The sequence below is a fragment of the Phyllobacterium bourgognense genome (genome assembly GCF_003337575.1).
Classification (GTDB): domain Bacteria; phylum Pseudomonadota; class Alphaproteobacteria; order Rhizobiales; family Rhizobiaceae; genus Phyllobacterium; species Phyllobacterium bourgognense.
The window spans coordinates 27,329-40,025 of the sequence record NZ_QPJM01000012.1 but is presented as its reverse complement, the minus strand read 5'-3'; the positions used below and the strand labels follow the sequence as shown (position 1 = coordinate 40,025).

The 12,697-nt window shown below is 57.4% G+C and carries 13 protein-coding genes; 7 read left to right on the top strand and 6 right to left on the bottom strand.

Annotated elements, in window-relative coordinates; genetic code table 11:
• Positions 1-114: 114 nt before the first annotated feature.
• Positions 115-507 (bottom strand): hypothetical protein, encoded by a 393-nt coding sequence (locus C7476_RS28790; RefSeq protein ID WP_245426418.1) that lies wholly within the window; start codon positions 505-507, stop codon positions 115-117.
• A gap of 139 nt (positions 508-646) precedes the next feature.
• Here C7476_RS28790 and C7476_RS18985 point away from each other — a divergent pair, with 139 nt between their 5' ends.
• Positions 647-2,359 carry a long-chain fatty acid--CoA ligase gene (locus C7476_RS18985; protein WP_281032731.1) on the top strand — a complete coding sequence of 571 codons (1,713 nt, stop codon included), beginning with the start codon at positions 647-649 and terminating at the stop codon, positions 2,357-2,359.
• Between the two features lie 7 nt (positions 2,360-2,366).
• Here the strand turns inward: C7476_RS18985 and C7476_RS18980 are convergent, their stop codons facing one another.
• Positions 2,367-3,956: a peptide chain release factor 3 gene (locus C7476_RS18980; RefSeq protein ID WP_114431442.1), complete on the bottom strand. Its 1,590-nt coding sequence runs from the start codon at positions 3,954-3,956 to the stop codon at positions 2,367-2,369.
• A 182-nt stretch (positions 3,957-4,138) separates the two neighbouring features.
• Between C7476_RS18980 and dut the strand changes: the two genes are divergently transcribed.
• From dut to C7476_RS18950, 6 genes are all read left to right on the top strand, one after another.
• Positions 4,139-4,624 carry a dUTP diphosphatase gene (gene dut / locus C7476_RS18975; protein WP_114431441.1) on the top strand — a complete coding sequence of 162 codons (486 nt, stop codon included), beginning with the start codon at positions 4,139-4,141 and terminating at the stop codon, positions 4,622-4,624.
• Positions 4,625-4,653: 29 nt separating this feature from the next.
• The gene (locus C7476_RS18970; RefSeq protein WP_114431440.1) at positions 4,654-5,472 is read left to right on the top strand and encodes an isocitrate lyase/PEP mutase family protein; all 819 of its coding nucleotides are present in this window, start codon (positions 4,654-4,656) and stop codon (positions 5,470-5,472) included.
• A 4-nt stretch (positions 5,473-5,476) separates the two neighbouring features.
• Entirely contained in the window at positions 5,477-6,133 is a 657-nt protein-coding gene (locus C7476_RS18965) for an HAD family hydrolase (protein ID WP_114431439.1), read from the top strand.
• Positions 6,133-7,137, top strand: a complete 1,005-nt coding sequence (locus C7476_RS18960) for a proline racemase family protein (protein ID WP_114431438.1) — start codon at positions 6,133-6,135, stop codon at positions 7,135-7,137. The genes C7476_RS18965 and C7476_RS18960 overlap by 1 nt, the downstream gene beginning before the upstream one ends.
• Positions 7,138-7,232: 95 nt before the next feature.
• The gene (locus C7476_RS18955; protein ID WP_114431437.1) at positions 7,233-7,637 is read left to right on the top strand and encodes an ArsR/SmtB family transcription factor; all 405 of its coding nucleotides are present in this window, start codon (positions 7,233-7,235) and stop codon (positions 7,635-7,637) included.
• Entirely contained in the window at positions 7,634-8,179 is a 546-nt protein-coding gene (locus C7476_RS18950) for an SRPBCC family protein (protein WP_114431436.1), read from the top strand. Before C7476_RS18955 ends, C7476_RS18950 begins: the two co-directional genes overlap by 4 nt.
• 57 nt (positions 8,180-8,236) lie before the next feature.
• Here the strand turns inward: C7476_RS18950 and C7476_RS18945 are convergent, their stop codons facing one another.
• From C7476_RS18945 to ubiE, 4 genes are all read right to left on the bottom strand, one after another.
• On the bottom strand, positions 8,237-8,752 hold the full coding sequence (locus tag C7476_RS18945; protein ID WP_342633354.1) for a GNAT family N-acetyltransferase: 516 nt from the start codon (positions 8,750-8,752) through the stop codon (positions 8,237-8,239).
• 23 nt (positions 8,753-8,775) lie between these two features.
• The gene (gene coaBC, locus C7476_RS18940) at positions 8,776-10,164 is read right to left on the bottom strand and encodes a bifunctional phosphopantothenoylcysteine decarboxylase/phosphopantothenate--cysteine ligase CoaBC (RefSeq protein WP_114431435.1); all 1,389 of its coding nucleotides are present in this window, start codon (positions 10,162-10,164) and stop codon (positions 8,776-8,778) included.
• Between the two features lie 68 nt (positions 10,165-10,232).
• Positions 10,233-11,810, bottom strand: coding sequence for a 2-polyprenylphenol 6-hydroxylase (gene ubiB, locus C7476_RS18935; RefSeq protein ID WP_114431434.1), 1,578 nt, complete (start codon positions 11,808-11,810; stop codon positions 10,233-10,235).
• 7 nt (positions 11,811-11,817) lie between these two features.
• Complete coding sequence (ubiE, locus tag C7476_RS18930) at positions 11,818-12,594, bottom strand: bifunctional demethylmenaquinone methyltransferase/2-methoxy-6-polyprenyl-1,4-benzoquinol methylase UbiE (RefSeq protein ID WP_114431433.1); 777 nt, start codon at positions 12,592-12,594, stop codon at positions 11,818-11,820.
• Positions 12,595-12,697: the final 103 nt, after the last annotated feature.

The window sequence follows — 12,697 nt, the reverse complement described above, 5'->3', positions numbered from 1 at the left end:
AGGAAGTGCGGGTGCTTTGTCGAGCCGAACCTTGGCGACTTTGTGCCCAGATAGTGCCGAAGAGGTGAATCGCAGGATTTCGTCGTAGGATCGGGCAATGATTTTACGTTTACGTCAATGTAAATACTTGCAAGCAAGCTGCCTCTCGCAATAGATAGCGTTGTTAAGTAGCATGCGTGCGGGTTTGGAGAACTGCGCGCAGGCTTCAAAGAAAATCAACTGGGAGGTTAATGTGGCGAAAGAGACAACACCGGCAAGAACAACCAAGAACGCGGCAAAAGCGCCAGTTGATAAAGTGGTGAATACCGTCGCGCCAGCTTTGAAAAAGCAAACCGGTAACGTCAGGAAGGCCGCAACGGACAAATCGGTAAAAGCGCCTGCGAGACCAACCGCAAGCGCTTCAAAGGCGCTTGCCCAAGCAAAAGCCGGTGCGCTTGCTGAAGTCCCCGCGAAAGCGACGCCTGCCAAGGCCAAACCAACGGCAAAGGCAAAGGCGGTGACTGTCAAGGCAGCTACCGACACTCCGGTAAAAGTCCCAGCGAAAACGAGAACTGCCGGCGCGTCCAAGGCAGCAGCTGTCCCAACAAAATCTGTTGTTGCGGAAGCCGCTGCAAAACCGGAAGCAACGCCTGCCAAGGCAAAATCGGTGGCAAAGCCAAAAGCCGGGACTGCCAAGGTGGCAAGCGCCAAGCCTACGCCGCGCGAGTGGGTGAAATCCTATCCGGAAGGTGTTCCGGCGGAGATCTCTGCATCGCAATATGAGTCGGTCGGCGATTTGCTTGCGAGGGCTTACAAGCAATATGCCGACCAACCCGCATTCAGCTGCATGGGCAAGAGCATGACCTATGCCGATCTCAATCGCCACTCGCGCGCCATGGCGGCATGGCTGCAATCGCGCGGGCTGGTCAAGGGCGATCGCGTCGCTGTCATGATGCCCAATATTTTGCAATATCCAGTCATGATCGCCGCGATCCTTCGGGCGGGCCTGACAGTCGTCAATATCAATCCGCTTTATACGCCGCGCGAGCTCGAACACCAGTTGAAGGACAGCGGTGCCAAGGCAATTATTATCCTGGAAAACTTTGCCTCAACACTGGCAAAAGTTGTCACCAAAACGCCTGTTCAGCACGTGATCGTAGCGGCGATGGGCGATATGCTGGGCCTGAAGGGTCATCTCGTGAATCTCGTCGTGCGGCGCGTCAAGAAGATGGTGCCCGCGTGGTCTTTGCCGGGCCATACGCCATTCAAAACAGCACTCGCTCAAGGTGCGGCTCAGAAGTTGAAACCCGTCGAAGTAACGGGGGCTGACATCGCCTTCCTGCAGTATACCGGTGGCACCACAGGCATTTCCAAAGGCGCGATCCTTACACACAGCAATATTGTTTCCAATGTCGCACAAATGCGCCTGTGGTGCGATGTCGGGTTTCGCGTGAAAGGACGCCCGAAGGACATCGTCTACATTTGCGCGCTGCCGCTTTATCACATTTTCGCTCTGACGGTAAATGCGATGATGGGCATTGATCAAGGTGCGCTGAATGTGCTCATTCCAAATCCCCGCGATATTCCCGGCTTTGTCAAAGAGCTGCAGAAGTACAAGTTCCACATTTTCCCCGGGCTAAACACGCTGTTCAACGGGCTTCTCAACAATGAAGAATTCCGCAAGCTCGACTTCAAGGAATTGATCCTCTCGCTTGGCGGCGGCATGGCGGTGCAAAAGCCGGTAGCAGAGCGCTGGAAGGAGGTAACGGGCTGCCTGATCACGGAGGGCTATGGCCTGTCGGAGACATCTCCGGTTGCTTCGGCAAACCGGCTCGATGCAACCGAATTCTCCGGCACGATCGGATTGCCGCTTCCCTCGACGGATTTCTCCATCCGCGACGATGAAGGCAAGGAGCTTCCATTGATGGAAGTCGGCGAGATCTGCATCCGCGGTCCGCAGGTCATGGCAGGCTACTGGAACCGCCCGGACGAAACCGAGAAGGCGATGACATCGGACGGCTTTTTCCGTTCCGGCGATATGGGCTACATGGATGAGCGTGGCTATACCAAGATCGTTGACCGCAAGAAGGACATGATCCTGGTCTCGGGCTTCAATGTCTATCCGAACGAGGTCGAGGAAGTGGCGATGGAGCACGTTGGCATACGCGAAGCGGCGGCGATCGGCGTACCGAACGAGCATTCGGGCGAAATCGTCAAACTCTTTATCGTCCGCAAGGATCCGGCGCTGACCGAGGAGGCCGTGAAAGCCTTCTGTGCCGAACGGCTGACCAACTACAAGCGCCCGCGCATCGTGGAGTTTCGCGATGAGTTGCCGAAGAGCAATGTCGGCAAGATATTGCGGCGCGAATTGCGGGATTGATCGGGGGCTACGCCGCCTTGTCGCGGACCTGATAATCCTTGATCGCGGCGAAGCGGATCGCCTTCCAGCGCTCCGCTTCATAAGACAGCGAAAACGTATTCTGCGCGAGAAACACCGGATCATTGTCGAGATCATGTGCGATATCGGCGCGATGTGAATTGATGAAACGCTGCAACTCTGCCGGATCGTCCGCGGAAATCCAGCGCGCGACAGTAAAGCGGGCAGGTTCGAAGCCAACGGGAAGCGTATACTCGACCTTCAACCGCTCGGTCAGAACATCAATCTGCAGGGCGCCAACAACGCCGACGATGGCGGGCGAGCCGTCATCCGGCAGGAAGAGCTGGACCACGCCCTCCTCTGCCATCTGCTGCAGGGCTTCACGCAGCTTCTTCGCCTTCATCGCATCATCGAGACGCACGCGACGCAGGATTTCCGGCGCAAAGTTGGGCACGCCGCGGAACAGAAGGTCCTCGCCCTCCGTCAGCGTGTCACCGATACGCAGCGTCCCATGATTGGGAATACCCACCACATCGCCGGCCCACGCCTCATCGGCGATCTGGCGGCTGCGCGCGAAGAAGAACTGCGGCGCAGACAGGCTCATCGGTTTGCCTGTACGCACCAGCTTGGCTTTCATGCCGCGCGCCAGTTTTCCCGAACAGACGCGCAGAAAAGCGATGCGGTCGCGATGGTTGGGATCCATGTTCGCCTGAATCTTGAAGACGAAGCCGGTCATCTTGTCTTCGGTTGCCTCGACCTTGCGCGTATCCGCATCCTGCGCACGCGGGCTCGGGCCATAATCACAGAGGGCTTCGATCAGATCACGCACGCCGTAGTTGCGCAGCGCCGAACCGAAATACACAGGCGTAAGATGACCCTCACGGAAAGCCTGCAGATCGAACGGATTGCAGGCATCGCGCGCCAGCGTTACCTCGTCAATCCACGCTTGACGTTCATTTTCCGGCAAAAGACCGGATGCGGCGGAAGATTCAGGCCCGTTGACCGGTGTCGGCACCTCTTCCTCGTCGCGCCGGCGCACCGTGTTGTTCTGTAGATTGTAGGTTCCGGCAAAGCTCTTGGCGCGGCCAATGGGCCAGGTGATAGGCGCGGTGTCCAGCGCAAGTTTCTGCTCGATCTCGTCGAGAATTTCGTAAGGGTCGCGGCTTTCACGATCCATCTTGTTGATGAAGGTAACGATTGGAATATCGCGCATGCGGCAGACTTCGAAGAGCTTGAGCGTACGCGCTTCGATGCCCTTGGCGGCATCGATAACCATGACCGCGCTATCGACGGCTGTCAGCGTGCGATAGGTATCATCGGCGAAGTCTTCGTGCCCGGGCGTATCGAGCAGATTGAAGATGCAATCCCTATACTCGAACGTCATGACCGAAGTGACCACCGAAATACCGCGATCACGCTCGATATTCATCCAGTCGGAGCGTGTCTGGATACGGTCCTTCTTGGCCTTGACCTCCCCCGCGAGCTGGATCGCTCCGCCGAACAGCAGCAGCTTTTCGGTCAGTGTGGTTTTACCGGCGTCAGGGTGTGCGATGATCGCAAAGGTGCGGCGCTTGGAAACGGGATGGTCGGCAGAAGACATAGAAGCTCAAACTCGGTGAAGGAACGGTTGTGCGCCTTCTATCAGCCGCAGGCTTCGCAGTCGATGGTTGATTGCGAGGCGCTATGCACGCTATGGCGTTCGGCGTGTATCATGTGCAAACAACGCACCCTTCGTATCTTGTGAGTTGACCGTGGCCGCTGTCTGGTGAAAAAGGTCTTTCCATGTCCAAAATATCCGATTCCGCTCGTCACAAGAATCCCGCTCTCGGTATCATCCGGTTGCCGCATGGGCTGGATCTTGAATTGCCCTCCTACGAAACGTCGGGCTCCGCCGGCATGGACCTTCGGGCCGCCTTGCCGGAAGACCGGCCATTGCTGCTTTTGCCCGGGCGGAGAGCGCTTGTGCCGAGCGGCTTGATCTTTGAAATACCACTGGGTTTCGAAGCGCAGATCCGGCCACGTTCGGGACTGGCACTCAAAAATGGCATTACCTGCCTCAACACCCCCGGAACGATTGATTCCGACTATCGTGGTGAGGTAAAAGTATTGTTGATCAATCTCGGCGATGACGATTTCTATGTGACGCGCGGCATGCGTATTGCACAGGTCATCCTCGCTCCGGTCGTCCAGCTTGATGTCGAAGAACGGCAGCATGCCAGCGAGACGGTTCGAGGCGCCGGAGGGTTCGGTTCAACAGGTACGTCCTAGCATAAAGGACGTCCGCACTGGAGGTCGTCATGGACAAGGGCAGGGTTTTTCGTCAGCTGCATGAAGCCCCCGGGATTTTTCTCATGCCCAACCCATGGGATCCCGGCACAACGATGCTCTTGGCATCGCTCGGGTTCAAGGCACTTGCGACAAGCAGCGCGGGTTTTGCGTTTTCGCGTGGCCTTCCTGACGGCGGTGTGCCGTTTGACATGATGATCCAGCATTGCAAGGATCTCATCTCTGCCACGGGCCTTCCCATGAATGCCGACCTCGAAAAGGGCAAGGGTGACAGTCCAGACAGCGCGGGCGAAACGATTTTCGCGGCCGAAGCTGCAGGGCTCGCCGGCTGTTCGATCGAAGACTATTCCGGGGATGACCACAATTCCATTTATGAGTTCTCGCTCGCCGTCGAGCGTGTCGCAGCAGCGAGCGAGGCAGCCAAGGCGCTGAAGGGAGATTTTGTCTTTACCGCCCGCGCTGAAAACTTCCTGCATGGCAGACCCGATATCGAGGACACAATCAAGCGACTGCAGGCGTTCGAGGCTGCTGGTGCCGACGTTCTTTATGCGCCAGGTATCGGCGATATCAATCTTGTCCGGCAAGTCTGTTCGTCGGTTTCCAAGCCGGTTAACGTGATGGCGGGGCGCACGTTCACGGTTGCGCAGCTTTTGGAGGCAGGCGTCAAGCGTATATCGCTAGGTCCATACCTGACGACCTTCGCCTTTGCGGCGGTCCGGAATGCAGCGCGTGAGATGTTGGACAAAGGCACTTTTGAATTCAGTCAACAGGCGATGCCCTTCGGCGAATTGCAGCAACTTTTTTCACAGGGCGCAGACAAGGACATCTGAAATAATGACAAAACCCGAGCTGGTGATCTTCGACTGTGACGGAGTTCTGGTCGATACGGAGACACTCGGCAACCACCATCTCGTCAAAATGCTCGACGCTTCCGGCTACGCAACCACTTTCGAGGCCGTACGCAAAGATTTCTGCGGCATGCCCATGCGTGCGGTGAAAGAAAAGATCGAGGCCGAAGGCTATTCGCTTGGCGAGGATTTCGTCGATCGCTGGTATCAGGCGATACCGGTCATCTTCGAAAACGGCGTCGAAGCCATCCCGCATATCGAAGAGGTTATCGCCGCGGTTAAAAAGGCGGAACTTCCCTACTGCGTTGCTTCATCGGCCAATGTCGAGAAGATGCACATCACACTGGGCAAGACCGGTCTGATAAAGCATTTTCAGGATGTGCTTTACAGCGCCTCGATGGTGGCCCGCGGCAAGCCGTTCCCCGACCTGTTCCTGCATGCAGCGAAGGAAATGGGTTGCGAGCCATCCCGGTCTGTCGTCATCGAGGACAGCGTTGCCGGAACGAAGGCGGGCACGGCCGCTGGCATGCGTGTGTTTTCCTACTGCGGCGACAAGCATGCGGACCATGAGGGTCTGGCGGCTGCCGGTGGCATTCTCTTCGATGATATGCGCCGACTCCCCGCGCTGCTGGGAGTCGCCTGATGGCCGAGCCCTTGACCGTTATCGACATGCACACGGGCGGTGAACCCCTGCGCGTCGTCACCGGCGGCTATCCCAAACTGCCAAAGGGCACGATCCTCGAAAAGCGCGCCTATGTGCGCGACAGGCTGGATCACCTCCGCAAGATACTGATATTCGAGCCACGCGGCCATTTCGACATGTATGGCGCCGTTTTGGTTGAGCCAAACCTGCCGGGCGCCGACCTGGCAGTGCTGTTCATGCATAATGAAGGCTATTCCACCATGTGCGGCCACGCGATCATGGCGCTTGGCCGCTACGCCGTCGACTATGGTGTTGTGCCCAAGGTCGAGCCCGTGACGACAGTCCATATCGAATGCCCCTGCGGCATGGTCGTGGCATCGGTCGAAATACGCGATGGCAAATCCGGCGGTGTCTCATTCGAGAGCGTGCCTGCCTTTCTTTATGCTGGCGACCAGATGATCGAGCTGCCGGGATTCGGCAAGATCAATTTCGATGTGGCCTATGGCGGAGCCTTCTATGCCTTGGCGGACTGTCATCAGTTTGGTCTCGAATTCGGCCGCGATCCGGCACGGAATTTCGTTGACGCTGCAACTATCCTGACCGAGGCCGTAAAGGACGCGGTGTCGCTCGACCATCCAGACCATAAGGATCTGGCGTTTCTCTACGGATCGATCCTTACAGATGGCGCAGACGACTGGAATGAAGGCCCGACGAAGAATGTCTGCATCTTCGCCGACGCGCAGCTTGACCGCTCACCGACGGGTTCGGGCGTGACCGCACGTCTCGCTGCGATGTTCGCCAAAGGTCAAATACGCGAAGGAAATGCGCGGATATTCGAAAGTATTGTAGGCTCACGCTTTGCGGGCTTCGTTGCCTCAACGACCAAGGCGGGCGATTTCGACGCCATTACCGCACGCGTTTCCGGCCACGCTTATTATAGCGGCAAGGCTGAGTTTATCGTCGAGGACGACGATCCTTTGGGCCAAGGGTTTCTGGTTCTCTAGAGCAAATTCGCTCCGTTTTCACAGGCCCCAAACTCGCTCGAAAATATATTAAACCAAATGGTTGACCATCGAATATTTCGATGTTATTAAACCATATGGTTGAATTTCAGACACCTCACCTCGACGCCGTTTTCCATGCTCTCTCCGACCCAACACGGAGAGCCATCCTGTACCGGCTGACCGAGGGCGAACGTACCGTCAGCGAGCTTGCGACACCCTTCAACATGTCGCTCGCTGGCGCATCGAAACATATCAAGGTGCTGGAAGGAGCCGGATTGGTGCGCCGCCATGTCCAAGGCCGCACGCATTATTGCCAGCTTGAGGCGGCCCGCCTTGCGGAAGCGCAAGAATGGCTACGTACCTATGAGCGGTTCTGGACAACGCGTCTCGACAATCTCGAGGAAATCCTGCGCGAGGAAGATCGCGCGTCGGCTCGATCAAGCCAACAGTCGCCGTCGAGCACTGCCAAATCTGATAAAACGTCAAGGAGCACGAAATGAACGAGCATGTCGGAAATGATCGTCTCGGTGTTGTGACAGCACCTCGTACGATTCGCATCGAACGCATCCTGCCCGGCCCGATCGAACGGGTCTGGACCTATCTCACTGAATCGGACAAGCGCAAGAAATGGCTGGCCGAAGGGCCCATGGCCAATTATATCGGCGGCGATGTTGAACTGACCTTTTACCACTCGCAGTTGTCAAACGAGCCCACGCCCGCCGACTACCAGAAATATGAGGGTCACACGAACAAGGGCAAGGTCACTCGTTATGAACCGCCGTCATTCCTCAGCTTTACCTGGCCGGAATCCACAGGCGAACCTTCCGAAGTAACATTCGAACTTACGGCCTCGGGATCGGATACGTTGCTCCGGGTCACGCACACACGACTTGGCAGCAACGACTCCATGGTGAGCGTTGCCAGCGGCTGGCACACACATCTGGGTGTTCTCATCGATCACCTCAGTGGCGAACCGACCAGCGGATTCTGGAACAAGTTCACCAGGCTCGAGAAGGAATACAAGCAGATCATCGCAGGCTGATTGCGGAAGATATCGCCTATACAATATTGTTGGCCGGCATCGTCTGCCGGCCTTCAACTACAGTCGAAATCGCCTCTCGAACATCCAGACCGGCTCCTCCGTATAGGTCGTTTCGGCAATCTTGCGGAAACCATTTTTTTCAGCGATCCGCTGCGATGCAGCGTTTTCCGGAGATATGATACAGAGCGACCGATCGTGCTTGAAGAAGGCATCGCCCCAAGCGACCACCTTGGCGAGAGCTTCACTTCCGAAGCCTTTGCCGTGGATTTCCGGCGCGAGAACCCAGCCCATCTCCGGCGTATCGCCAATGCGCGGTTCCAGATCGCGCTCGAAATTGCCAAAGCCGAGCTCTCCGACGAAACGTCCGCTTGCCTTCTCTTGCATCGCCCAGAAACCGTAGCCAATAAGCTGCCACATGCCGGCATAACGCAGGAGTCTCGCCCAGGATTGCTCCCGCGTGGAGGGCTTGCCCGAGATGTATTTATACACCGAAGGATGCGCCCACATTGCATGGAGCGCCTCAAAATCCTCTCGTTTGTGAGGACGCAGGACGAGGCGTTCGGTTTCAATCACGATCTCAATCTCCTGATCCACAATTAAACTTCCACCGTCTGCAACGCAGCTGCTATTTTTGCTGCCAGGCGTTCCGCGACTTCTTCCTTGCTCATATCCGGCCATTCCTCGACCCCTGACCGGGTGACGATCCGCACGGCATTGCGGTCACCGCCCATGACGCCGGTCGCGTGGCTGACATCATTGGCGACGATCCAGTCCGCCCCCTTCTTGTCGAGCTTTCGCTGGGCATTGGCAAGGAGGTCCTGTGTCTCGGCAGCAAAGCCGATGACCAGACGCGGCCGCGATTTGCTGTGTCCTACCCCGGCAAGAATGTCCGGATTCTCGATCATCTGTAGCGCCGGAGCTTTTTCACCCGGCTTCTTCTTGATCTTCTCGTCCGCTTCGTTCGCGGTGCGCCAATCCGCAACGGCAGCGACCATGATGGCGGCATCGGCGGGCAAAAGCTGCTCCACGGCATCGCGCATTTCGCGTGCCGTTGAGACGTGGATCACCGCCACATCTTCCGGATCCGGGATCGTGACGGGACCAGAGACCAGACGGACCGTTGCGCCGAGCCTGGCAAGCGCCGCGGCAATAGCGTGGCCCTGCTTTCCGGACGAGCGATTGGCTATATAGCGAACCGGATCGATGGGCTCGTGCGTCGGCCCCGAGGTCATGACAATGGTTTTACCCGCCAGCGGTTTCGGACTGCGGTCGAGCAGCTTTTCAATAGCACCGACAATCTCAAGCGGTTCCGCCATGCGGCCATCGCCGCTTTCACCACTCTCCGCCATTTCGCCCTTGTTGGGGCCGACAAAACGAATGCCGTCCTTTTGAAGCACGGCGCGATTTCGCTTCGTTGCTGGATGGCCCCACATTCTCGGGTTCATCGCCGGCGCTATCAGCACAGGTTTATCGGTCGCCAGGAGAACCGCCGAGGCCAAATCATTGGCAAGACCAGTCGCCATCTTTGCCATCAGGTCAGCTGTTGCAGGCGCAACGACGATCAGATCAGCCTCACGGGACAGGCGGATATGGCCGACATCATGCTCGTCTTCGCGCGAGAAGAGTTCCGTGAAAACCTTGTCCGCTGCGAGCGCACCCACTGCCAATGGCGTCACGAATTCTTCTGCCGCTTTGGTCAGTACCGGACGCACCTGTAGGCCACGCTCGCGCAGACGCCGGATAAGATCGAGGCATTTATAGGCTGCGATTCCCGCACCGATGATCAGCAGGATGCGGCGCCCGGACAAAGAGCCCGAGGCGTGTATCGTCGTCGATACTCCGGTGGTCGCTATCGGGATCGCGTTCTCCAGTTCCCCGAGGATAAGCCGCACTTCTTCTTCCATCGAGCGCCCATGGGCAGCGGCCCGCAAACGCAGCTTTTCCTTGATGGAACCGTCAAGATTGCGGATGGTGATACTGGCCATATGATTGCGTCCACTTGGATAACGATCGCCAAAATGCAATCATTGCAATCATAATAGCTGATATATACCTAGCTGAGAAGCTCGTACGTGATGATGACAAGACAAATTGCAATCACCCAGAGCGCGATACGCCCCGAGCGTGTATGGCGGGCCTCTGCCTTGCCGATAGCGTGTGCCGTCTGTTCGTCGAACCGCAAACCATGTTCCGCCATCCTGTCGAGTTCCTTCGACAGCCGATCAGCGCGCCCGACCAATTCCGGCACCTGACGGGCCAGGTGCAAAACTGCCTGAGCTCCTTCACGCGCATCGACGAGAATGCCCTGCGGCCCGAGATTGCGGCGAATCCAGCTCCCGACCACCGGTTCCGAAGCCTTCCACATATTGAAATGCGGATCCAGCGTCCGCGATACCCCCTCGACCACAACCATGGTCTTCTGCAGCATGACAAGTTCGGGCCGCGTTTCCATGTCGAAGAGTTCTGTAACCTCGAAGAGCAGCGTGAGCAACTTTGCCATGGAAATGGTTTCGGCAGGTTGGCCATGGATTGGCTCGCCGATGGCGCGAATGGCCTGTGCAAAGCTCGCCACATCATGCCGGTGCGGCACATATCCAGCCTCGAAATGCACTTCGGCAACACGGACATAATCGCGCGTTATGAAGCCGTAGAGGATTTCCGCGAGAAAACGGCGCTCCTTCTTGCCAAGCCGGCCGGTGATGCCGAAATCCACCGCAACGATATGGCCCTCGTCGTCGACGAACAGATTGCCGGGATGCATGTCCGCGTGGAAGAAGCCGTCACGCAATGTATGACGCAGGAATGACTGGATCAGCGTTTCCGCGAGCTTGATGAGGTTGTGCCCGGCTGCGCGCAAGCCCTCGATGTCCGACATTTTGACGCCATCGATCCACTCGAGGGTCAGGACATCGCGTCCTGTACGCTCCCAATCGACAGTCGGAACACGAAAGCCCGGATCATCCTTGGTGTTCTCGCCGATCTCCGAGAGCGCGGCGGCTTCAAGGCGCAAATCCATCTCGATACGGGTCGTCTGTGCCAGCGTTCGCGTAACTTCGATCGGGCGCAGGCGGCGAGTGGCAGGTACATAGCGCTCCTGCCATCTTGCCACCAAAAAGAAGCTCTCAAGATCATTGTTGAAACGCTGGCGCACACCCGGGCGCACTACCTTGACCGCAACCTTCTTGATGTCGCCATTGCTTGCAACGAATGCCGGGTGCACCTGCGCTATCGATGCGGCGGCAATAGGTTCGTCGAGACTTACAAAAAGGTCGGAGACAGAGCGTCCGAGCGAACCCTCGATAGCCTTGATCGAAGCGTCCATAGGGAAAAAATCAAGCTGATCCTGCAAGAGCGCCAGATCGTCGGCCACTTCGGTCCCGACCACATCGGGCCGCGTTGCGAGGAACTGCCCGAGCTTGACGTAGGATGGTCCAAGCTTGTTGATGGCGCGCGACATGCGCTCGGAGCGCTGCGCCGTCATGGCGCGGCGGCGTGCCAAAAGGCCGGCCATTCGGTGACCGAAGGCGGGGAGGCCACTCAGACCTTCGGCTGGCAAAGCGGATATGACGCCTTCACGCGTCATGATCCATCCGGCCCGCATCAGGCGAAATATTGCTGCAGGACTACTCATGCAGCAGTCACAGCTTCCAGCCGGAATGCAGCGCGGCAATACCACCGGTGAAATTGCGCCAGCTGACCCGTTCGAAGCCGGCCTTGCGGATCATCTCGGCAAAATCGGGCTGGCGCGGAAACTTGCGGATGGACTCCACCAGATATTGATAGCTGTCCGCATCGCCGGTCACGGCCTTGCCGATCTTTGGAATGGCATTGAACGACCACGCATCATAAATCTTGTCGAGAACCGGCAATTCGACCTCGGAGAATTCAAGGCAAAGGAAGCGTCCGCCGGGCTTCAGCACACGAAACGCCTCAGCCAATGCCCGGTCGATGTGCGGCACGTTGCGGATACCGAAGGCGATCGTATAAGCGTCGAAACGTGCCTCCTCGAAAGGAAGTTCTTCGGCGTTGGCCTCTACAAACTCGGTATTGCCCGCAAGCCCCAGCTTTTCCGCGCGATCGCGACCGACGCCAAGCATCGAACCATTGATATCAAGGACTGTCGCATGGGCATTGCGGTTTGACGCCTCAACAATGCGGAAAGCAACGTCGCCGGTGCCACCAGCCACGTCGAGCACTTTCCAGTTGGCCGTTCTTGAAGGCGCCAGCCAGGCAATCATCGAATCCTTCCAGACACGATGCAGGCCTCCAGACATCAAATCGTTCATCACGTCATAGCGTTTGGCGACACGGTGGAAGACGTCATTGACGCGTGTCTGCTTTTCCCCATCGCTGACATCCTGAAACCCGAAGGACGTTTCCATGCCGCCGTGGGCACCGGTGCGTTGCTGGCTCATTGTGCTACCTGTTTTTCAAATCGCCAGAACCATAGAAGATTGAAACGCATAAGGCTATTGTCTCTTGCGCGATGAAGCGCCGCGTTGATCTGTTTTGTCGAGG

Coding starts and splice junctions, on each gene's coding strand:
- C7476_RS18980 (WP_114431442.1), bottom strand. CDS start 3,956: ATGTCTTCTGCCGACCATCCCGTTTCCAAGCGCCGCACCTTTGCGATC.
- dut (WP_114431441.1), top strand. CDS start 4,139: ATGTCCAAAATATCCGATTCCGCTCGTCACAAGAATCCCGCTCTCGGT.
- C7476_RS18970 (WP_114431440.1), top strand. CDS start 4,654: ATGGACAAGGGCAGGGTTTTTCGTCAGCTGCATGAAGCCCCCGGGATT.
- C7476_RS18965 (WP_114431439.1), top strand. CDS start 5,477: ATGACAAAACCCGAGCTGGTGATCTTCGACTGTGACGGAGTTCTGGTC.
- C7476_RS18960 (WP_114431438.1), top strand. CDS start 6,133: ATGGCCGAGCCCTTGACCGTTATCGACATGCACACGGGCGGTGAACCC.
- C7476_RS18955 (WP_114431437.1), top strand. CDS start 7,233: ATGGTTGAATTTCAGACACCTCACCTCGACGCCGTTTTCCATGCTCTC.
- C7476_RS18950 (WP_114431436.1), top strand. CDS start 7,634: ATGAACGAGCATGTCGGAAATGATCGTCTCGGTGTTGTGACAGCACCT.
- coaBC (WP_114431435.1), bottom strand. CDS start 10,164: ATGGCCAGTATCACCATCCGCAATCTTGACGGTTCCATCAAGGAAAAG.
- ubiB (WP_114431434.1), bottom strand. CDS start 11,810: ATGAGTAGTCCTGCAGCAATATTTCGCCTGATGCGGGCCGGATGGATC.
- ubiE (WP_114431433.1), bottom strand. CDS start 12,594: ATGAGCCAGCAACGCACCGGTGCCCACGGCGGCATGGAAACGTCCTTC.